Origin of the sequence: Labrys sp. KB_33_2 (genome assembly GCF_052114505.1) — a bacterium.
Classification (GTDB): domain Bacteria; phylum Pseudomonadota; class Alphaproteobacteria; order Rhizobiales; family Labraceae; genus Labrys.
The window spans coordinates 155,047-176,477 of sequence record NZ_JBFREW010000012.1 but is presented as its reverse complement, the minus strand read 5'-3'; the positions used below and the strand labels follow the sequence as shown (position 1 = coordinate 176,477).

At 64.5% G+C, this 21,431-nt stretch carries 16 protein-coding genes and 1 riboswitch; of the genes, 7 read left to right on the top strand and 9 right to left on the bottom strand.

Annotation, left to right across the window (positions count from 1 at the left end; genetic code table 11):
- Window positions 1-100 precede the first annotated feature (100 nt).
- Window positions 101-1,375: an NAD(P)/FAD-dependent oxidoreductase gene (locus AB4037_RS21985; protein ID WP_441772945.1), complete on the top strand. Its 1,275-nt coding sequence runs from the start codon at window positions 101-103 to the stop codon at window positions 1,373-1,375.
- A 65-nt stretch (window positions 1,376-1,440) separates the two neighbouring features.
- Here the strand turns inward: AB4037_RS21985 and AB4037_RS21980 are convergent, their stop codons facing one another.
- Window positions 1,441-2,217, bottom strand: a complete 777-nt coding sequence (locus AB4037_RS21980) for a Bax inhibitor-1/YccA family protein (RefSeq protein ID WP_441772944.1) — start codon at window positions 2,215-2,217, stop codon at window positions 1,441-1,443.
- A 175-nt stretch (window positions 2,218-2,392) separates the two neighbouring features.
- Window positions 2,393-4,930, bottom strand: coding sequence for an ABC transporter permease (locus tag AB4037_RS21975; RefSeq protein WP_441772943.1), 2,538 nt, complete (start codon window positions 4,928-4,930; stop codon window positions 2,393-2,395).
- 123 nt (window positions 4,931-5,053) lie between these two features.
- Here AB4037_RS21975 and AB4037_RS21970 point away from each other — a divergent pair, with 123 nt between their 5' ends.
- Window positions 5,054-5,347 (top strand): ArsR/SmtB family transcription factor, encoded by a 294-nt coding sequence (locus AB4037_RS21970; RefSeq protein WP_434959257.1) that lies wholly within the window; start codon window positions 5,054-5,056, stop codon window positions 5,345-5,347.
- A 139-nt stretch (window positions 5,348-5,486) separates the two neighbouring features.
- Window positions 5,487-6,236, top strand: coding sequence for an SDR family NAD(P)-dependent oxidoreductase (locus AB4037_RS21965; protein WP_434959258.1), 750 nt, complete (start codon window positions 5,487-5,489; stop codon window positions 6,234-6,236).
- An 81-nt stretch (window positions 6,237-6,317) separates the two neighbouring features.
- On the opposite strand, the gene AB4037_RS21960 is transcribed toward AB4037_RS21965, so the two are convergent.
- The 7 genes from AB4037_RS21960 to AB4037_RS21930 all read right to left on the bottom strand — a co-directional run bounded on the left by AB4037_RS21960 (window position 6,318) and on the right by AB4037_RS21930 (window position 14,214).
- Entirely contained in the window at window positions 6,318-7,370 is a 1,053-nt protein-coding gene (locus AB4037_RS21960) for an alpha/beta hydrolase family protein (RefSeq protein ID WP_441772942.1), read from the bottom strand.
- A 304-nt stretch (window positions 7,371-7,674) separates the two neighbouring features.
- Complete coding sequence (locus tag AB4037_RS21955) at window positions 7,675-8,850, bottom strand: rhomboid family intramembrane serine protease (protein ID WP_434959260.1); 1,176 nt, start codon at window positions 8,848-8,850, stop codon at window positions 7,675-7,677.
- Window positions 8,847-10,736, bottom strand: coding sequence for a cobaltochelatase subunit CobT (cobT, locus tag AB4037_RS21950; RefSeq protein WP_434959754.1), 1,890 nt, complete (start codon window positions 10,734-10,736; stop codon window positions 8,847-8,849). The genes AB4037_RS21955 and cobT overlap by 4 nt, the downstream gene beginning before the upstream one ends.
- Window positions 10,737-10,872: 136 nt before the next feature.
- Window positions 10,873-11,859, bottom strand: a complete 987-nt coding sequence (gene cobS / locus AB4037_RS21945; RefSeq protein WP_149252575.1) for a cobaltochelatase subunit CobS — start codon at window positions 11,857-11,859, stop codon at window positions 10,873-10,875.
- A 294-nt stretch (window positions 11,860-12,153) separates the two neighbouring features.
- Window positions 12,154-12,750, bottom strand: a complete 597-nt coding sequence (locus AB4037_RS21940) for a J domain-containing protein (RefSeq protein WP_434959261.1) — start codon at window positions 12,748-12,750, stop codon at window positions 12,154-12,156.
- 468 nt (window positions 12,751-13,218) lie between these two features.
- Window positions 13,219-13,983: a CbtA family protein gene (locus AB4037_RS21935; protein WP_441772941.1), complete on the bottom strand. Its 765-nt coding sequence runs from the start codon at window positions 13,981-13,983 to the stop codon at window positions 13,219-13,221.
- A gap of 18 nt (window positions 13,984-14,001) precedes the next feature.
- Window positions 14,002-14,214, bottom strand: a complete 213-nt coding sequence (locus AB4037_RS21930; protein WP_068284091.1) for a CbtB domain-containing protein — start codon at window positions 14,212-14,214, stop codon at window positions 14,002-14,004.
- Between the two features lie 30 nt (window positions 14,215-14,244).
- A riboswitch (cobalamin riboswitch) is annotated at window positions 14,245-14,390 on the bottom strand.
- 132 nt (window positions 14,391-14,522) lie between these two features.
- Here AB4037_RS21930 and AB4037_RS21925 point away from each other — a divergent pair.
- From AB4037_RS21925 to AB4037_RS21910, 4 genes are all read left to right on the top strand, one after another.
- Window positions 14,523-15,077 (top strand): histidine phosphatase family protein, encoded by a 555-nt coding sequence (locus tag AB4037_RS21925; RefSeq protein ID WP_441772940.1) that lies wholly within the window; start codon window positions 14,523-14,525, stop codon window positions 15,075-15,077.
- Between the two features lie 115 nt (window positions 15,078-15,192).
- Window positions 15,193-16,509, top strand: coding sequence for a UDP-glucose dehydrogenase family protein (locus AB4037_RS21920; protein ID WP_434959264.1), 1,317 nt, complete (start codon window positions 15,193-15,195; stop codon window positions 16,507-16,509).
- 423 nt (window positions 16,510-16,932) lie between these two features.
- Window positions 16,933-18,099 carry an efflux RND transporter periplasmic adaptor subunit gene (locus AB4037_RS21915; RefSeq protein ID WP_441772939.1) on the top strand — a complete coding sequence of 389 codons (1,167 nt, stop codon included), beginning with the start codon at window positions 16,933-16,935 and terminating at the stop codon, window positions 18,097-18,099.
- Window positions 18,100-18,114: 15 nt separating this feature from the next.
- Complete coding sequence (locus AB4037_RS21910; protein WP_441772938.1) at window positions 18,115-21,339, top strand: efflux RND transporter permease subunit; 3,225 nt, start codon at window positions 18,115-18,117, stop codon at window positions 21,337-21,339.
- Window positions 21,340-21,431 lie beyond the last annotated feature (92 nt).

The following is a 21,431-nucleotide window of genomic DNA, read 5'->3' as shown; positions in this document are numbered from 1 at the left end:
TTCCAATGAAAGTCAGTCCATTTTGAATTGAACTGACGCGTGGAGCCATCCGAACAAGTAAGACCTCAAATCTCGTTTTCGAACCGGGTGGAGTACCTGCATGGCCGATACGCATGGGCTATGGAAGACGACGGCTGCGCCCATCCGCCCGTTCCCTTCGCTGTCCAGCGCGGTGAAGGCGGAGGTCGCGATCATCGGCGGCGGCTATGGCGGCCTATCGGCTGCATTGCGATTGGCCGAGATCGGCGTGGATGTCGTCCTGATCGAGGCCGAACAGATCGGGTTCGGAGGAGCCGGGCGGAATTCGGGCCTGGTGAATGCGGGGCTATGGGTCATGCCAGACGAGATCGTCCGGCGTCTCGGTCCCAGTCACGGCGAGCGCCTGATCGACTGCCTGGGACAAGCTCCGGCCCGTGTCTTCGATCTGATCGCGCGGCATGGCATCGCCTGCGAGGCCGAGCGCAACGGCACGCTGCATTGTGCCGTCGGAGCCGCCGGCCTGGCCGAGATCGAGGAGCGCGCACGGCAATGGGCTGTTCGCGGCATCACGATCAACCGCCTGGCAGCCCTGGAAACGGTAGCCCGCACGGGCAGTCCGTGCTTCGTCGGCGCGTTGGAAGACCGACGGGCCGGAACCATCCAGCCCCTGTCCTATGCGAGGGGGCTGGCCACCGCTGCCTCCCATGCCGGCGCCCGCATTTTCACCGCCAGTGCTGCGCGGCGGCTGGTGCGCCGCGACCGGGCCTGGTGTATCGCCACCGACTGGGGCTCCGTATCCGCATCATGGGTACTGGTGGCCGGCGAAAGCTACAGCATCGGCGCCTTGGCGCCGCAGCGCGAGGCTCAGCTCCGCCTGCCCTTCTTCAATGCCGCGACGATGCCGCTGGGCTCGGAGCAGAGACGGACGATACTGCCCTCGCAACAGGCCCTGATCGATACGCGCAGGCTGATCTCCGCCATCCGGCTCGACCGGGCGGGACGGCTGATCATCGGCTCGGTCGGGGCGCTGAGGGGCCCAGGAGGCCCGATTCATCGGGCTTGGGCGAGGCGGATGCTGGCGAAAGTCTTCCCTCACATCGGGCCTCTCCAGCTGGAGACGGCCTGGCAGGGCGTCATCGGCATGACAGGGGACCATTTGCCCCGAATCGAATGGCTCGGCGAGAACATGCTGGCGATCGGCGGCTATAATGGTCGTGGCATCGCACCCGGTACGGCCTTCGGCATGCTGGCGGCCGATTTCATTGCCGGCGCGGTCGGTGAAGCGGATCTGCCGCTCCCGATCGGCCAACCGGAAAGACGGCGGTTCAGGCGATGGCGGGAAGCCGGCCTCGAATTCGGGGCGGCGGCAGCACATCTGGCCGATCAACGGTTCTGATCGCCAAAACAAAACCGGCCGGGGAGGACCCCGGCCGGCGCAATCGGTACCAAACTCTTCAGAGATCAGCGGCGGTCGCCGAGCAGGCGCAGCAGCATGATGAAGAGGTTGATGAAGTCGAGATAGAGCGTCAGCGCGCCATGGACGGCGAGCTTCTCGCCCTCGTCACGGCTGAAGCTGTGCGCGTTGTCCACATAGAGCGACTTCAGCATCTGGGTGTCGTAGGCAGTCAGGCCTGCGAAGATGCCGACGCCGGCGACACTGATCGCGAAGGTCAGCATGCCCGAGGGGAAGAACAGGTTGACCAGGCTGGCGAGCAGCAGGCCGATCAGGCCCATCATCAGGAAGGCGCCGAAGGCCGACAGATTACGCTTGGTGGTGTAGCCGTAGAGGCTTAGGGCACCGAAGCTGGCAGCCGAGATGAAGAAGACGCGGGCGATCGAGCCATGCGTGTAGACGAGGAAGATCGTCGACAGCGACAGACCCATCAGTGCCGAGAAGACATAGAACAGAACGCGCGTGGTCTGAACCGAGCGACCTTCCGTTCCCATGTTCATCCAGAACACCATGCCAAGGGGAGCGAACGCGACCACCCACTTGAAGGGGGAGTTGAACAGGAACATCCCGAACGAGTTCAGCTCGACGATCTTGCCCGCCTCGTTGACCACGATCCCCGAAGCCATGTAGGCGCCGAGCGCCACCAGGCCGGTGATGGCCACGCCGAGGGTCATGTGGTTGTAGACCGCGAGCATGAACGCGCGCAGGCCCTGATCGATCGCCGGTGCTCCGGCGCGGACGTCGGAGACGGTGCCGGCCGAGAAACGAGGATCATTGAAAGCCATGTGTCTCTCCAAAAGCGGCACTTGCCGCAGAAGCTACCATCTATGTAGTGCTTCCGATTGAAACAGTTAAGTGAATTGCTTGCAATGTTGCCGGCATGCAGCCCTGGGGCGATCGACCTTCGCTCCCTGAACTTCAGCCTCAACGCCTGCTTTTCCAAACACCTGCCGTTCCAGCCTAGAGGCTGCGCAGGTGCGAGGCCGGTTTCTGGCGCAGGATGCGCCAGGTGCCGGCCAGTCCGAACAGGATGGTCAGCGCCAGGGCCCCGAAAGCGGCGCCGAAGGCCGGTCCGGCCAGGAAGGTGAAGCTGAAATTCATCAGATAGGTGACGATCAGCCAAGCGCAAGCCGTGCCGGCAACCACGCCGAACAGGGCGGTGGCGAGGCCCAGCAGGCCATATTCGAGAATGAAGGCGAACAGGATGCGCCCGCGCGTGGCGCCGAGCACCTTGAGGATGACGGCATCGTAGAGCCGGCTGCTCTGCCCAGCGGCCAGAGCCCCGGCCAGCACCAGGATCGAGGCGACCAGGGCGATGGCGGCGGCGGCCCGGATCGCCATGGCGAGCTGGCCGGCGAGATCCGCGAAGCTCTGCAGCGCGTCCTTGATACGCACGGCCGTCACCATCGGGAAGGCGTCGGCGACTTGCTTGAGCAGGCCGAGTTCGACGGCATCACCCGCCCCATGGGGGAAGGTCAGGGTGGCGATGTCGGTCACCGGCGCGCCCTTGAAGGTGTTTGGCGAATAGACCAGCACGAAATTGATGCCGAAATTCTGCCATTCCAGCTTGCGCAGCGCCCCGACCTTGGCGGTGATGTTGCGGCCGAGCACATTGACGGTGATGGGATCCCCGACGCCGAGGCCGAGGCCGTGCGCGACCTCCTGCTCCAGGGAGACCAAGGGCGGACCGGTATAATCGGGACCCCACCATTGCCCCTCGACCACGCGTGAGCCTGGAGGCACCGCATCGGTGAAGGTGACGCCGCGATCGCCGCTCAGTACCCAGGCGATGTTCGGCGGCGGCTTGATCTTCTCCGCCGGCACGTCCTTCACGCTGACGATACGCCCGCGCAGCATGGGAACGCGCTCGCTGGTCGCCTGCGGAGCGGCCTGCTTGAGGAAGGCGTCGAAGCGGGGCGCATCGGTGCGGCGGATGTCGACGAAGAAGAAGCTCGGCGCCTTGTCTGGAATGGCGGCGGAGAGCTGGTGGCGGATATTGCCGTCGACCAGGGTCAGCGCCACCAGCAGGCACAGGCCCAGGCCGAGCGACAGCACCACGGAAGGCGTGGCTGCACCGGGGCGGTGGATGTTGGTGACAGCCAGGCGCAGCGGCGTGTTGTGCGGACGGGGCAGCCGGCGGGCCAAAGCCATCAGGAGGCTCGCCACCACGCGCAGCAGGATGAAGGCGCCGAGCGCGGAGCCGACATAGACCAGGGCGACCCTGCGGTCGGCAGCGAAGAATACGGCCAGGGCGATCAGGGCTGCGACGGCCAGCCCGGCCGGGATCAGCACAGTCGGCGCGGGCCAGCGCCGTGTCGGGGCGATGGCATCGCGGAACAGCGCTGATACGGAGATGTCCCTGGCCCGTCCCAGCGGCAGCAGCGAGAAGGCGAGGGCGGTGAGCAGGCCATAGAGGGCAGCGAGCGCCAGTCCCGCCGGGTTGAGCACCGGCGTGATCGGCAGTGGCAGATAGTCGGCAAAGCCATAGGCCAGGATGAAGGGCAGGGCGGCGCCGGCGGCAAGGCCAATGGCGATGCCGAGGGCGGCCAGGAGCAAGGTCTGGGTGAGATAGATGCCGGTGACCAGATTGGCGCCGGCCCCCAGCGTCTTCAGCGTGGCGATGCTGTCACGCTGGCGCTCGACGAAGGCCCGCACCGCGTTGGCGACGCCGACGCCGCCCACCAGCAGGGCCGTCAGCCCGACGAGGGTGATGAACATGGTGAAGCGCTCGATGCCGCGGCGGAGTTCCGGTGAGGCATCGTCACGGGTTCTCACCTCCCATCCGGCCTGGGGAAAGGCTTCATTGGCCTTCTGCCTGATGGCATCCGGCGAGACATTCGGCGGCAGGACCAGGCGATAGCGCCAGCGGATCAGCGATCCCGGCTGGATCAGGCCGCTTTCACGCAGGGCGTCCAGGGTGATCATGAGCCGCGGCCCGAAGGAAATGCCGCCGGCGATCTTGTCTGGCTCGCCGATGAGGCGATCGGCCAGGGTGACGCTCAGATTGCCGACGGTGACGCCGGCGCCCGGCTGCAGGCCGAGCCGGACGAACAAAGCGGCGTCCGCGGCCGCCTCGACCCGGCTGCCCTGGCCTCCGATGGTTGATGACAGCGCCTTGCCCTGGCCGAACTCGACCGCGCCGAGCAGGGGATAGGCCTGGTCGACCGCCTTGATCTCGACCAGGGCGGTTTGTCCGTCCGGCGTCCGCGCCATGGCCCGCGTACTCGCCGCGATCGAGAGGCGGCCCTGCTGACCGATGAAGGCGAGTTCCTCGGGACTGGCTTCGCGGCCCACCAGGGTGAACTCGATGTCTCCGCCATTGATCACCCGGCCCTGGCTGCGCAGCCCGTCCGACAGGGCGCTGGAGATGGCGTCGACCCCGGCGATCGCCATGACGCCGAGGGCGAGGCAGGCCAGGAAGATACCGAAACCGCGGATACCGGCGCGCAATTCGCGCAGGGCAAAGCGCAGGGGAAGGGGAAGCGAAGACAGGGACATCGGTGATGTTGAGCGGAAGGACAAGGCCGAATCAAGGCAAAGTGGGGGCGCGCTCCGTTTACCGCAAGCCGTGCGCACCGTGATATTGCGCGAGGTCGTGGCAGGCATGATATAGGCTTCATCATGACCATGACCGCGCCAGTCGCGCTGACGGAGCGCCAATGCACCCTGATCGCCAGGGCGCTGGCCGAGCCGCGCCGCTTTCAGATGCTCAAGGAAATCGCCGGGCAGGGCGGCTCGATGGCCTGCGCCTGCATGCTGCAGAAGCATGAGATCACGCCGGCGACCTTCTCCCATCACATGAAGGAACTCGAGAACGCCGGTCTCATCGAGATCGTGCGCGAGGGCAAATTCGCCACTCTCGTGCTCAAGCGCGAGATGCTGGATGCCTATCTGCGCGAGCTGGCCAGCCTTTAAGCCTGCGGACGCCTGCCCATCGATGACCGAAAGGGACCCGTGGCAATCGTCCAGCAGAATTTCCCATCGCCTCGATCTTGTTTCATTTCGATGATTATCTAAATATCGAAACATCGTCATTCGAACCAAGAGATATTCAATGAGCAGATTGGCAGGTAAGGTGGCCGTGGTGACCGGTGCCTCGAAGGGTATCGGCGCGGGTATCGCAAAGAGCCTGGCGGCCGAGGGCGCCGCCGTCGTGGTGAACTACGCCTCGAGCCGGGACGGAGCCGAGAAGGTCGTCGCCGAGATCACCGCCAAGGGCGGCAAGGCGATCGCCGTCAAGGGTGACGTCTCCAAGGCGGAGGAGGTGAAGAAGATCTTCGCGGAGGCCAGGCAGGCCTATGGCCAGCTCGACGTGCTGGTGAACAATGCCGGTGTCTACGCTTTTGCACCGCTTGAAGAGGTGACGGAAGCCGAGTTCCATCGCCAGTTCAACACCAATGTGCTTGGGCTGCTGCTCGCCAGCCAGGAGGCCGAGAAGCATTTCGGCCCCGAAGGCGGCAGCATCATCAATATCGGCTCGGTTGCGACCGACGTCAATTTCCCGGCCACGTCGGTCTACACCGCCACCAAGGGGGCGGTGACCTCGATCACGCGGGTGCTGGCCAAGGAACTCGGCCCCAAGAAGATCAGGGTGAATTCGATCAACCCCGGCATGGTGGAGACGGAGGGCGTGCATGCCGCCGGCTTCATCGGCGGCGATCTGGAGAACCAGACCGTGGCCCAGACGCCGCTGGGACGCATCGGCCAGCCCGGCGACATCGCGCCTGTCGCGGTCTTCCTGGCCTCGGGCGAATCCGGCTGGCTGACCGGTGAGGTGCTGGCCGTCTCCGGCGGTGTCCGATAAGCATCGAGACAGGGAAGGGCGGAACGCCGGCTAGAGTGTTCCGCCCTCGATGCATCCAATTCCGTGATCGGGACCGGTGCTCTAGGGGGCGGTTCGCAATGCCCGGCTGAATCCGGCCACCACCCTTTCGATCAAGTCGGCGTGGACAGCCTGTCGTGGCCGGCCCCCGCCGTCCGAACAGATCGGATCACCCACATTCTCCGCCTCGGCGATCTGCGCCGCGCCCGGCTTGCACAGCGCGAACATGCTGTAATGGCTGGCATCCGCGATCGTCGCATAGGTCGAGACGGGGATGGCTTTGGCGGCCCCTATCGCCTGGACCGTCAGCGGGATGCTTCCGGCCCGGCCGAGATTGACGAGGGCAACCGGGATGTCGATGCTCGAAAAACTTTCGAAGTCGAAGACATCGATAGGAGCAGGGTCGATCGCCATGGCAAAGCGGATGCGCCTGTCCCGACCATTCCGGCCGGCCGATTGCAGATCCAGGGCGTGAAGGTCGACGCCGCTTTGCCGGACCCAATCGCAGAGGGACGGATTCAGCCGATCGGTGTCGCAATAAGCAGCTAGGAGCTTGGGATCGATACGGGCGCCGGCCAGGGCCAGCGCCGTATTGCCGCCCATGGAGAGGCCGAGAACGCCGATGGTGCCGGTGTTCAAATGATCCTTGAAGAAAGGCTCCGCCTCCATCGCATCCAGGCTGTCGCTGATATCGGCGGGCCTGAGCCAGAGTTTCATCGTCTCCGCGGCGGATCTGTTCGCCCCGGTATTGCCGGGATGGGTGGGAGCCGCCACCACGAAGCCTTGCTCCGCCAAGGGGGCCGCAATCCAGCTCAGGGCTTGGGCATTGCCGGCCAGGCCGGCCCCATGGGAGAGCAGTATCAGCGGAAATTTCCCCGGCGCGATGGGGGCGTTGCGCCGTGCGGGCGTTCCCGTGAAGAACACGCCGTCACCGAGCACGACAGGCTCGCCGCCAGGCTGCGCAGGATACCATACCGTTACCTCGAGATCGGTGCCGCGCTCCCTGGAAGGAGCGGCAATCCGGCGGACGCCGGCACCGCCATCGGCGGCCGGCGCCTGCTGCGCCATCATCGTGGCGCAAAGGGCGACCGCCCAAACCATGATCCATGCCTTCATCGAAATTCGGGCCCCCGTAGTCGCATGCCTGCAAATGCATCGAGATACGGGTAGGGGCATGTTTCGCCGCCAAGCGCGACCTCGATCGCGTTCAGCTACGCCCGGAATGCGTTTCAGGAAACGCGGCCGGGCCAACTTACTGGCGGGAACGCCTTGGTCGATGCGGCGCAGGGGACCGCTTTCTTCAGGGATGCGGGGGTCTTGCGGCGTGTGCTAACCACCGTCAGCGAGATCAAGAGCGCTTAGAGGATGAGACGTTTGAGAAAATGCGCGGCTATTGTCATATCCCGGCGCCGAGGTGCCCTCAATCCTCGCTGGTCAGCCGTCTCAGGCCGGCCTGGCTTTCGGCTATCGTCGGATCCTGGCTCAAGGCGGCCCTATAGTCGGCGATCGCCTCTTCGCGCCGGCCCAGGGCTTCGTAGATATGGGCGCGGGTGTCGAGAATGGCGGCGTCATTCGGTTCGGCCTTGAGAGCGGCATCGGCATCCGGCAGGCCTTCTTCGGCGCGCCCGAGCTTGAACAGGGACCAGGCCCTCAGATTCCGTACCGCGGCGTTGTCGCGCCCGCCCTTGATGGCGATATCGACATCGCGCAATGCGGCGACATAGTCGTCGCGCTGGGCGAGGATACTGGCACGCAGGAGAAGGGCATCCAAATTGCTTGGGTCAGCGGCGAGCGCCTGGTTGGCCCGATCCTGCAGATCGTCGAGGCGACGCGTTGTCAGCCCCTGGCGATCGGCACCGAATTGCCAGGCCAGCGAGGCTGTGTTGCCGAGCCCGAAGGTCAGAGACAGGAAAGCGAGGCTCGCCAGCGTAAAGGCAAGGCGACGAGGCTCCTGGAAAGGACCGATGCGCCGGGTGATGAGCATGGCCGCAGCCAGGCCGCCGAGAAAGCCGCCGAAATGGCCGGCATTGCTGATGCCGGGATTGAGCAGCCCATAGAGGAAATTGAGGGCCGCCCAGAAGGCGGCGTTGGTCATCAGGGCCCGGCCGAAGGCGTCGCCGCGTCGGGCGCCATAGAATAGGATGGCACCGAGCAGGCCGAACACGGCCCCGGAAGCACCGAGGGAAGAGGGTTCGCCCCACAGCACCGAGGCGGCTGCTCCGGCAATTCCACCGATGGCATAGATCACGAAGGCCTGCAGCCGCCCATAGCTCCGCTCCACCATCGGCATGACCTGCAGCAGCGAGAACAGGTTCAGCGCCAGATGGGGCAGGCTGGCATGCAGGTAGGGCGCGGTGAACAGTGTCCATAGTCGCCCCTGCATGAAGGGGACTTGGCCGCCGGTGCCGAGCGTGTAGAGGATCTCCTGGGATGGCTGCCAGAGTATCCGCCCCAGATTTTCGGGCGAGCCCGCGAACCAGGCCGTCGCCAGCACCGCAACGAGATAGAGCCCGCCGCAGATCGCGCCCAAGAGATAGGCCAGGGGCATCGGCCCGAACAGGGCCCGATGCCAGAGGGATTGCTGTCCGGAGCTCACGCCGCCGCTCGGCGCGAGCCCGACGACCCGGTCTCCTCGAAGAGTTCGGCGAGCTTGTCGGTCATGACGCCGCCGAGCTCCTCGGCGTCGACGATGGTAACGGCGCGCTTGTAGTAGCGCGTGACGTCATGGCCGATGCCGATGGCGATCAGCTCCACCGGCGAGCGGGTCTCGATATCCTCGATCACCCAGCGCAAATGGCGCTCCAGATAGTTGCCGGTGTTGACCGACAAGGTGGAATCGTCGACCGGGGCGCCGTCTGAGATCACCATCAGGATGCGCCGGCTTTCGAAGCGCCCGAGCAGGCGCTGATGGGCCCAGGCGAGCGCCTCACCGTCGATGTTCTCCTTGAGCAGGCCCTCGCGCATCATCAGGCCGAGATTCTTGCGGGCGCGGCGCCAGGGCGCATCGGCCGATTTGTAGACGATGTGCCGGAGATCGTTGAGACGGCCCGGGGAGGCCGGCTTGCCTGCTTGCAGCCAGCTCTCGCGGGACTGCCCGCCCTTCCAGGCCCTGGTGGTGAAGCCGAGAATCTCCACGCGCACGCCGCAGCGCTCCAGCGTGCGCGCGAGGATGTCGGCACAGGTCGCCGCCACCGTGATCGGGCGTCCGCGCATCGAGCCAGAATTGTCGATCAGCAGCGAGACCACCGTGTCGCGGAAATCGGTGTCGCGCTCGTGCATGAAGGAGAGGGCGGAGGTCGGATCGATGATGACGCGCGACAGTCGCGCCGGGTCGAGCATGCCTTCCTCGAGATCGAAATCCCAGGAGCGATTCTGCTGGGCCATCAGGCGGCGCTGCAGCCGGTTGGCCAGGCGTGCCACCACGCCCGACAGGCTGGAAAGCTGCTTGTCGAGATAGGCGCGCAGGCGATCGAGCTCCTCGGGGTCGCACAGATCGGGCGCCTCGACGATCTCGTCGAAACGGGTGGTGAAGGCGCGATAGTCGCTGGCCCGCCGCTCGTTGTCGCGATGCTCGGGCGGCCGCCAGGGCTGGGCAGCCTCTTCGGCGTCGCCGGTCTCGGTGTCGTCGGGCATGTCGGAGGAGGGCGACTCCGCATCCTGCGTCTCGCCGTCCTGGGAATCCTCGTCCTCGGTCTCGGTTTCCTCGAGCTTCATGGAGTCGGAATCGTCCTGGACCTCGCCCTGGTTCTCCTGGTTCTCGCCCTCCTGCTCGCTCTCGGCGTCATTGTCGCGATCGTCGGAGTCATCCGTGTCGGCCTGCGCCTCTTCGGACAGGCCCATATGGGTCAGGAGGTCGTTCATGGCGCGGGCGAAGGCGCGCTGGTTCTCGATCACGCTGTCGAGGCGCGCCAGATCCTTGCCGGCCTTTTCCTCGATGAGCGGGCGCCACAGATCCACCAGCTTGCGGGCCGGCTCCGGCGGAGCGAGGCCGGTCAGCTTCTCGCGCACCATCAAAGCGAGGGCATCCTCGACCGGAGCCTCCTCGCGGGCGCGGATGTCCTCATATTTGCCGCCGCGGAAATAGCGGTCCTCCAGCATGGCGGTGAGGTTGTTGGCCACGCCCGTCATGCGGCGCGAGCCGATCGCCTCGCAACGGGCCTGCTCGACCGCATCGAACACGCTGCGCGCCTGCTCGTTCTGGGGAGCATGCCGGCGATGGACGGCCGGATCGTGACAGGCGAGCCGCAGGGCCATCGCATCGGCTTGGCCGCGCACGATCGCCGCGACATGGGCGTCGAGCTTGCGCGGCGGCTCGGCAAGGCGCGCCTTGTCCGCCATCAGCATCGGCTTTTCCGAAGCGAAGGTCACTTCGAGATCCGGCTTGCGGGCGATGGCGCGCAGGGCCCCGGCCACCGAACGCTTGAAGGCGTCGTTGGGAACATCCTTGGGCTTTTCGCCGGGCTTGCGGTTTGTCGTCATGATCCCTGTCGATCCTGGGAGCGCGGGCGTCGGCGCTGTTGGTGTGCCGGTCTTCAGACCGGCATTTCTTGCCCGCGCCGCTGCAATGCCGGTCCAGCTCCATCACTTGATGGGGCTGGGCAGACCGGCACACCCGATGTTACGTCAGCGCGACGTTCACCGAGCTCTCGGCCAGCTCCGCGCCGAAAGCGCGCTGGTAGAACTCGGCTACGAGGCTGCGTTCGAGCTCGTCGCACTTGTTGAGGAAGGTGACCCGGAAGGCAAAGCCGATATCGTGGAAGATATTGGCGTTCTCGGCCCAGGTCAGCACCGTACGCGGCGACATCACGGTGGAGAGGTCTCCATTCATGAAGGCATTGCGGGTGAGATCGGCCACGCGCACCATCTTGTTGACGATGTCGCGGCCGTTCGGGCTCTTCTGGTAGTGCTTGGCCTTGGCCAGCACGATGTCGACTTCCTTGTCATGCGGCAGATAGTTCAGCGTGGTGACGATCGACCAGCGGTCCATCTGGCCCTGGTTGATCTGCTGGGTGCCGTGATAGAGACCGGACGTATCGCCGAGGCCCACCGTATTGGTGGTGGCGAACAGGCGGAAGGCCGGATGAGGGCGAATCACGCGCTTCTGGTCGAGCAAAGTGAGCTTGCCGGAGATTTCCAGCACGCGCTGGATCACGAACATCACGTCGGGGCGGCCGGCATCATATTCGTCGAACACCAGGGCGATGTTGTTCTGCAGGGCCCAGGGCAACATGCCGTCGCGGAATTCGGTGACCTGCTTGCCGTCTTTGAGAACGATGGCGTCCTTGCCGACGAGGTCGATACGCGAGACATGGCTGTCGAGGTTGATGCGAACGCAAGGCCAATTGAGCCGGGCGGCGACCTGCTCGATATGGGTCGACTTGCCGGTGCCGTGATAGCCCGTCACCATCACGCGGCGATTATGGGCAAAGCCCGCCAGGATCGCCAGGGTCGTCGGCTTGTCGAAAAGATAATCGGTATCGAGGTCCGGAACGTGGTCGGAGGACTGGGAATAGGCCGGTACTTCGAGATCCGTGTCGAAACCAAACAGCTTTTTGGCCGAAACCATGATGTCCGGCAGATTGGCCGGTGTCGTTGCGTCAGTCATTATGCCTTCCTTGGCTGGCGCCAGGACGGCGCAGCCGACAATCAGTTCCAGCGGGCCGGCGGTACTGGCCCCACCGAATTTCCCAGTCTCGCCAGGCGGGCATGGAAAATTCCGCGTCGTCTCCATAGCGTTTTGTGATTTGGTGGAATCACCAAGAATCGCAAAGACGCGTCGAACCAAAGAGCTAGAGCAAAAAGGCGTTTCCGTCTAAACGCGCTTTGCTCGAGGTCGGGCGGGGATCCCCGGGATTGGAACGCGCTCCAAACCTGGAAGCCTCGCCGGTGGTGCGGGCGCTCAGCAGAGCCCAGCGCTACGCAGCGTATTATAGGCCTGGATGATCCCGCGCAATTTATCTTCGCTGGATCGGTCCCCGCCATTGGCATCGGGATGGAGGCGTTTGACCAATGTTTTGTAGCGTGCCTTGATCTCGGGGCCGCTGGCCGTTTCCGGCAGATCGAGCGCCTCGAGGGCCTTGCGTTCCAGCAATTTCAGGCGTCGCCTTTCCGGTTCCGGCGCACTCTGCGTGCGTCCGAAGCCGTGCTCGCCCTCGAAGAAGCCGAAGCCGTCATGGATCTCCGGGCCAGGTTGCGGCCCTTCGCCGCGCTTCTTGGCCCAGGGATTGACGCCCATCGTCCAGGTCGGGCGATGGCCTGTGGCGGCATCGCGCTGATAGGCGCTCACCGAGTCGTCCGGCAGGCCTGCGAAATAATTGTAGGTCTTGTTGTATTCGCGAACGTGCCCCAGGCAGAAATGCCAGAACTGGCCTTCGCGGTTGCGCCCCTTGGGCGCGCGAAATTCACCGGCGTTTCGGCAGCCGGCATGTTCGCATAGCTGTACGCTCGCCGGCTGGACCTCTTCGGCCCTTGGGCGCACCCGGATGCGATCAAACAAGGGCGAGTCCAGATCCATAATGACACACTATGCGAGGGTGAACACAAATGGGCAAGCATGAGCTTGGACGCAAGAGCGTTTTGTAATTTGAGTGAAGCATGTCAAATCGCAAGGACGCTCCAGCCGATCCAAAGGACTGGCTTGGAACCAAACAGTGAGAGCAAACAAGCGTTCATACCTGAACGCGCTTTGCTCTGGGGTTAATTGAGGCGGAATGCCGCTGCAGATTTTGAAATATGGGGTCTGCTGACCCGAAAAAGAAAGAGGCCGCCGAATGGCGGCCCAAGTCTTAGGGAGGAAACGCCCAAGGAGGGCAGTGGGGGAGCGCAAACGCGCATCCACCACGTCCGTAGAGTGATCCTGATGCGTTCATTTCGCAAGTGCGAAATGAAAGAAATTTTGAAAACCGGCCCAAAACCGGGCCGGTGTTGTAAAAATGCGACGTTTGACGTGGTCGGTTGGCCTTTTTCAGCGGCTGGCGGAGGTTTGCAGCAGCTTCTGTGCTGCAACGCCGAAAGCGATCCCGAGCGTTGCCCATAGCACGGCATGGATGCCGAGCGAGGCAACGCGGAACTTCCATAGCACCGTGGCCGAGAAATCCGCCGGGATGTCGTTGACGGCCGGCAGAATCTGCATGGCGACCACCATCACCACCAGATAGGCGGCAGCCCCCACCAAGTTGGCGTTCCAGCGGCCGAGGCTGGCGGCGAGCCGGTTCGCCGTGCCCAGGGCGGCCGCCATCGTCAGCAGGGAGAGCAGGATCATGCCGAAATAAAAGGCGGTCCGCAGGCCGATCGTGTCGGGATTGCCAACGGCCGGCGGCGTCGCCGGATATTTGATCTGCGGTACCAGCATGATGGCGGCAAAACCGACGAGCGCGATCACCCCTGCTGTCGCGCGCGGGCTGAGCGTGCCGATCCGTCCCTGCGCGAAGGCGAAGACCAAAGCGAAGATGCCGCCGAGGGCTGCGCCATAGACGACCATGCCGGTCATGAGGCCGTAGCTGGACTGCACCGGCCGGCTGACCGGGTCTTCCTCATGTTCATGTGCTGCGGCCGGCTGGGAGGTTGCCGGCGTTGCGGATGGCGCCGGTGCGGCGGCGACCGCGTGGCTTTCCTCATAGGCGATAGCGGCATCGACCTGTGGTTCACCGAAGACCCAGGCGAAGCCAGACGCCAACAGTCCGGCCAGGATGCCGATCAGCATCCCCCGGATCAAAAGCGATCTAACCATGTCGTTTGCCTATGCGCCCTAGTGGCAGGGGAAGCCGAGCAGATGGCGAGCGTCGTGCACGAATTCGTGGATGTAGACGCCGGGAATCAGCGAGGTCGCGCCTTGTTCGGCGCCGACGAAATAAATGGCGAGTACGGCCAGGAGCACGGTGAAGAGCGCCCAGGGCAAGATCTCGCGGACCGGGATGGCGATCGGCTGCTGGGCGACGGGTGCCAGAGTTGCGGTGGTCATGAAAAGCTCCTTGGGATTACGCGTCCCGCTACGAGTCATGCTGCCTTGGAAGAGGTCTGACTTCCGGACGGCGCCCAAGCGCCGCCGTTCACAGTGGCGCGACCGTGCCGGATTCACACCGGCTTCCCACCCTTGGCAAAGCCCTTCCATAAGAGCCCAAGTCACGAACATGTCAATATTCCGGAAGCGACTTAGAGCATAAGTTGCGCGACTTTTTGGACGATACCATGCGTTGAAACAAAAACTTAGGGAGCATGATCCGATTGGTTCGGTCGAATCATGCACTCTAAGTCTTGGGAACTGCCGTCATGACACCACGCCTGATCCTGCTATGCCATGGGGCTACGCCTGCGGTGCGCGCAGCGGGTTTTCCCCTCGATGAGGCGCTCGATGCAAGAGGGCTGGCTGCGGCGCGGAAGCTGGAAGGGCATTTCGGCAGGCCGGCCCGCATCCTGAGCAGCCCGGCGCTCAGGGCTCGCCAGACCGCGCAGGCCCTCGGCCATGATCCTGAGGTCGATGAAGCCCTGCGCGAATGCGATCATGGCCGCTGGGCAGGGCTTGCCCTGGACGCGGTAGCGGCCGCCGAACCCGAGGCGCTCCGGGCATGGCTGACCGATCCGGATGCCTGCCCGCATGGCGGAGAGAGTGTTGCAACCCTGATTGCGCGGGTCGGCGCCTGGCTCGATGGCAGGCGGTTCGAGGGGTATACGCTCGCCGTTACCCACGCTTCGGTGCTGCGCGCCGCGGTCGTTCACGCCCTCGGGGCCGAGGCTCGTTCCTTCTGGCGTATCGATGCCGCCCCGTTGGCGACAGCCGATCTCAGGCCATCCGGCCGGGGCTGGTCGCTGCGGTTGAAGGCATAGAGGCGTTGAGCAGGGCCCTCCAACGGAGTTCCTCTCTTTTTTCGTCATTGGCATGTCGCCGGGCCTTTTGTAGACACGCGTCTGACGGATTGGTCGTCCAAACAGGATTGATGTCATGCGCGTTGCAATGATCGGTACGGGTTATGTCGGCCTGGTGACGGGGGCCTGCCTCGCCGATTTCGGCCATGTCGTCACCTGCGTCGACAAGGATCCAGCCAAGATCGAGGGCCTGCTGGCCGGCCGCATGCCGATCTACGAGCCGGGCCTCGAGGATCTGGTGGCCCGCAATGTGCGTGAGAAGCGCCTGTCCTTCACCACCGAGCTTGCGCCCGCCGTCCGCGATGCCGCCGTGGTGTTCCTGGCTGTCGGCACACCCTCGCGCCGCGGCGACGGGCATGCGGATCTATCCTATGTCTATGGCGCGGTGCGGGAGATCGCGGCGGCGGTCGAAGGCTTCACCGTGGTGGTTACCAAGTCGACCGTACCGGTCGGCACCGGCGACGAAGTCGAGAGGCTGATACGCGAAGTCCGTCAGGATGCCGATGTCAGCGTGGTGTCGAACCCTGAATTCCTGCGCGAGGGCGCGGCGATCGAGGATTTCAAGCGTCCGGACCGCATCGTAGTCGGCACGGAGGAAGAGCGGGCCAAGGAGGCGATGGCCGAGGTCTATCGCCCGCTCCATCTCAATCAGGGGCCGTTGCTGTTCACGGACCGACGCACCTCCGAACTGATCAAATATGCCGCCAACGCCTTCCTGGCGACCAAGGTCACCTTCATCAACGAAATCGCCGATCTGTGCGAGAAGGCCGGCGCCAATGTGCAGGAAGTGGCGCGCGGCATCGGCCTCGACAACCGCATCGGCTCCAAATTCCTGCATGCGGGTCCGGGGTTCGGTGGCTCGTGCTTTCCCAAGGATACGCTGGCGCTGCTGCGCACCGGCCAGGAACATGGCGTGCCCTTGCGCATCGTCGAAGCGGTGGTCGGCGTCAACGATGCCCGCAAGGCGGCGATGGCACGCCGCGTCATCGCGGCCCTCGACGGCAACATCGCCGGCAAGACGGTGGCCCTGCTCGGCCTCGCCTTCAAGCCGAACACCGACGACATGCGCGACAGCCCCTCGGTCCCGATCGTGCTCGCCCTGCAGGACAAGGGCGCCCGGGTGCGCGCCTACGATCCCCAGGCGATGGAGGAGGCGCACAAGACCCTCAGCGATGTCGATTATCGCTCCAGCGCTTATGATTGCCTCGACGGGGCCGATGTTGCCGTGATCGTCACCGAATGGGACGAGTTTCGGGCGCTTGACCTCGAACGGGTCAAAAGCCTGCTCACGCGGCCGGTGATCGTCGACCTGCGCAACATCTACCGGCTCGACGACATGAAGCGGCACGGCTTTCGCTATGAGAGCATCGGGCGCGAGGGGACGACACCCTGACCTTTTTGCGGGCGAGCTTGGCTCAGGCCCGGTGCGGCTCCTAGGACAGGGTTAAACCCCGCCCGTTTCGGGAAGGGATTGATGCGCCTGGCTTGTAAATGGCCGGAATGTGGGTCCGCCGGCGTCAGGTACCGGCGCGAGAAGCGGCGGGCCTGTTGCGGATTTGCATCAAGTCCCAACTCACGGTTGCAGGGCGGCGATCTTGATTGGATCAAAGCGGTAAGAATTATCATACTATAAGGCCCACACGGCGATTCTGCCCCGATTCCGGCCGGCCGAGCGCTGAACAGGATCTCCGAACCTGCCCTGATGGGTGCAGGCTGGGAAATCCTGCAGGATTTTCAGACGCCAGCTCCAGTGCCCGCGACAAGGCCATTAGCCATGCGGGCGGTTTGGCTGAGGCGCTTGCTTGCGAGGATGTTCATGTCGAGGTTGCGTCGCAAAATAGGTCGGCTGGCCGCCGGCGTACTGGCTTTGGCGGTCCTCGAGGGGGTGGGCACCGCGCTCGCCCAGCAAATGCCGGCCATGCCGGTGACGGTGGCCAATCCGGTCAGTCGCAAGATCACAGAATCGGTCGAGTTCACCGGTCGTTTCCAGGCATGGCCGCAGGTGAACATCACCTCGCGTGTCACCGGCTATCTCGACAAGTCGAGCTTCGTGGAAGGGTCCCTCGTCAAGGAGGGCGACGTGTTGTTCTCGATCGATCCGCGCCCGTTCCAGGCCGCGGTCGACCAGGCGGCCGCCCAGGTGAAGATCACGCAGACCAGGATCGACCTGACCAAGGCCAATCTGGCGCGCGCCGAGGCGTTGAGGAAGACCGGCAACGTTACCGATGCCACCTACCAGGCCAACCTCCAGGCCTATCAGGAAGCGGCGGCCTCGATCGATTCGGCCAACGCGGCACTGGCAACGGCCAAGCTCGACCTCAACTATGCCACCATCGCCGCACCGATCTCGGGCAGGATCGCCCGTCAGCTGGTATCGCGCGGCAATCTGGTGGTAGCCAACTCGACCTCGCCCCTGGTGTCGATCGTCGCTGTCGACCCGATCTATTTCTACTTCGACTTCGACGAGGCGAGCTACCTTGCCTATCAGCGGGCCTCCAAGCACAAGATGGATGCTGGTGGCACCGAGCCCGCGCTGACGGCCGAGATCGGCCTGTCGGACGAGAAGACCTTCTCCCACAAGGGCACGCTCGACTATCTCGCACCGCAGGTCGACGCCCAGACCGGCACCGTCACGGCGCGTGCCAAGATCGCCAATGCCGACGGCTTCCTCACCTCCGGCCTGTTCGGGCGCGTTCGCATCACCATCGGCGAACCCTATGAGGCGTTGGTCGTGCCCGATGTGGCGGTGGGCCAGTCGGCACAAGGGCGCTATGTCATCGTGGTCGGCACCGACAAGATCGCCAATATCCGCCCGGTAGAACTGGGCCCGAAATTCGGCAGCTTCCGCGTGATCAAGTCGGGCCTCAAGCCCGAGGACCAGGTGCTGATCAATGGCCAGATGCGCGCCCGCCCGGGCGGCGAGGTCGTGCCGCAACCCACCAAGCTGGACGTGCCTGAGACGCTCGTTCCCGACCCGAACTGATCGGGAGCGCAGCTCATGAAATTCGGCCATTTCTTCGTCGACCGCCCGATCTTTGCCGCCGTCGTTTCGATCGTCACGGTGGTGATCGGGCTCGTCTCCTATGTCGGACTGCCGATCGCGCAGTTCCCGCAGATCGCCCCACCGACCGTGGTGATCAACGCCACCTATCCCGGCGCCAATGCCCAGACCATCGCCGAAACGGTGGCCGCCCCCCTGGAGCAGTCGATCAACGGCGTGGAGGGGATGATCTACCAGACATCCCAGGCCACCAACGACGGCTCGCTGCAGATCACAGTCACCTTCGCTACCGGCACCGATCTCGACATCGCCCAGGTGCAGGTGCAGAACCGTGTCTCCTCTGCCGAGCCGCGCCTCCCGGCCGAGGTGCGGGCGCTGGGCATCACGGTCAACAAGTCCTCCTCAGACTTCCTGCTGATCGTCACGCTCTATTCGCCGGATAATTCGCTCAGCGACTATGGCATCTCCGATTATGCCATCCTCAACGTCAACGACATCCTCGCCCGCGTCGACGGCGTCGGCTCGACCTTCGCCTTCGGCCTGCGCGAGCCCTCGCTGCGCGTCTGGCTCGATCCGAATCGGCTGGCCAGTTTCGACCTGACCGCCGGCGATGTCGTGCAGGCCCTGCGCGAGCAGAACGTCCAGGTCTCGGGCGGCACGCTCGGCGCCCAGCCTTCGCCCAACAACACCACCAGCGAGATCACGGTCACCACCCTGGGCCGCTTCCAGGACGCCGAGCAATTCCGGAACGTGATCATCAAATCGACGCCGGACGGCCGCCTGCTGAAGCTGAGGGATGTCGCCCGCGTCGAGGTTGGCGCCAAGCAATACAGTTCCAACCTCTATCTCGACGGCCAGTCCACCGTCGGCATCGCCGTGCTGCAGCGGCCTGGCTCCAACGCGCTGGCCACCGCCGATCGCGTCAAGGCTAAGATGGACGACCTCGCCAAGGCGTTTCCGCCGGGACTGAAATATTCCATCGTCTACAACCCCACCGAATTCGTCTCGGCCTCCATCGAGGCCGTCTACGAGACTTTCTTTGAGGCGATCGTGCTGGTGGTGATCGTCGTCTTCGTCTTCCTGCAGTCCTGGCGGGCGGCGATCATCCCGATCATCGCCATTCCCGTCTCGATCATCGGCACCTTTGCGGTGATGGCGGGGCTCGGCTTCTCGCTCAACATGCTCACTCTGTTCGGGCTGATCCTGGCGGTGGGCATCGTGGTCGACGACGCCATCGTGGTGGTGGAGAATGTCGAGCGCAACATTCATGATGGCATGACGCCCAATCGGGCTGCCCATGTCACCATGGACGAGGTCGGCCGCGCCGTGATCGCCATCGCCCTGGTGCTGTGTGCGGTGTTCGTGCCCACGGCCTTCATTCCTGGCATCTCTGGTCTGTTCTATCAGCAGTTCGCGGTGACCATCGCGGCGGCCACGGTGATCTCGGCCTTCAACTCACTGACCCTGTCGCCTGCGCTCGCCGCCCTCCTGCTCAAGCCGCACGATGCCGATCACAAGAGCCGGTTCTTCCTGCTGCGCTGGCTGCGGGGAGCGGGCGATGCCTTCAACCGTGGCTTCGACAGGCTGTCGCGTGGCTATGGCGGCACGGTGGGCTTTGCCGCCCGCCATAAGCTGGTATTCCTTCTCATCTATGGCGGCCTGCTCTTTGCCACCTGGCACGTCTATACCCGGGTGCCGACCGGCTTCGTGCCGGACTCGGACCAGGGCTATGCCATCGTGGTGGTGCAATTGCCTGACGGCGCCTCGCTGGAGCGCACCGACGCGGTGGTGCGCAAGGCCCAGCAGATTGCGGCGGGCAGCCCGGGCGTCGCCCATGTCATCGGCGTGGCCGGCTTTTCGGGCGCGACCTTCACCGCCGCCTCCAATGCCGCCACCATCTTCGTGCCGTTCAAGCCGTTCGACGAACGGCTGAAGGAAGGCTTGTCGGCGCAGGCCATCGTGGGCGAATTGCAAAAGCGCGTCTTCGCCATCGAGGAGGGCTTCGTCTTCGTGATTCCGCCGCCCACCATCCAGGGCCTCGGCACCGGCGCCGGCTTCAAGATGCAGGTACAGGATCGCGGCGGTGTCGGACCGGAAGCGCTGATGCAGGCCGCCAATGCCCTGATCGGCAAGGCCAACCAGACGCCGGGCCTCACGCAGGTCTACACCACGCTGTCCAACAACGGGCCGCAGCTCTTCGTCAATGTCGACCGCGTCAAGGCGCGCATGCTCAACGTGCCGATCGGCAACATCTTCGAGGCCATGCAGGTCTATGTCGGTTCGGCCTATGTCAACGACTTCACGCGGCTGGGCCGGGCCTTCCAGGTGAATGCCCAAGCCGAAGGGCGTGACCGCCTCAACAAGGAAGACCTCGCCCGCCTGAAGGTGCGTAGCACCACCGGCGCCCTGGTGCCGCTGGGTTCGCTGATCTCCTTCGAGGAACGCACCGGCCCTGATACGGTGATGCGCCACAATCTTTACCCGGCCATCTATATCAGCGGCTCGGGCATGCCCGGCGTATCCTCCACCACGGCGCTCGACCTGATGGAAAAAGCAGCCGCCGAGGTACTACCGCCAGGGGTCGGCTATGAGTGGACCGAGATCGCTTTCCAGGAGCGCTCGGTGGGCAACACGATCTATTTCGTGTTCGGCATCGCCGTGCTGTTCGTCTTCCTGTTCCTGGCTGCCCAATATGAAAGCTGGTCGCTGCCGCTCGCCATCATCCTGATCGTGCCGCTTTCCATCCTGGCGGCGCTGCTCGGCGGCATGGCTCGCGGTTTGCCTCTGTTCGGCGGCTGGTGGTTCAAGGTGATGGACAACAACATCATGACGCAGATTTCCTTCGTCATGCTGATCGGCCTCGCCGCCAAGAACGCCATCCTGATCGTGGAGTTCGCGCGCCAGCGCGAAGACCATGGCGATACGCCCTGGCAGGCGGTGGTCGAGGCCTGCCGGCTGCGCCTGCGGCCGATCCTGATGACCTCCTTCGCCTTCATCCTCGGCGCCGTGCCGCTGATGATCGCCACCGGTCCGGGCTCGGAACTGCGCCAGGCCATCGGCACGGCGGTCGTCTTCGGCATGAGTGGAGTGACCTTCCTCGGCCTCTTCCTCACGCCGGTGTTCTACGTCACCATTCGCCTGATCGTGCGCATGCTCTTCCGCGAGAAGCCCAAGCCCTCGACAGTGATTCCGGCGACGATGAACGAGCCGGAAGGCAGTTGAGGCCTGCTCCGATCCAATGGCTCCGGCATTGGCGGGCCGACATGTCGGCCCGTCGCGTGGCAGAACAAAGCTGTCAAATCGCTTTTGAGGTA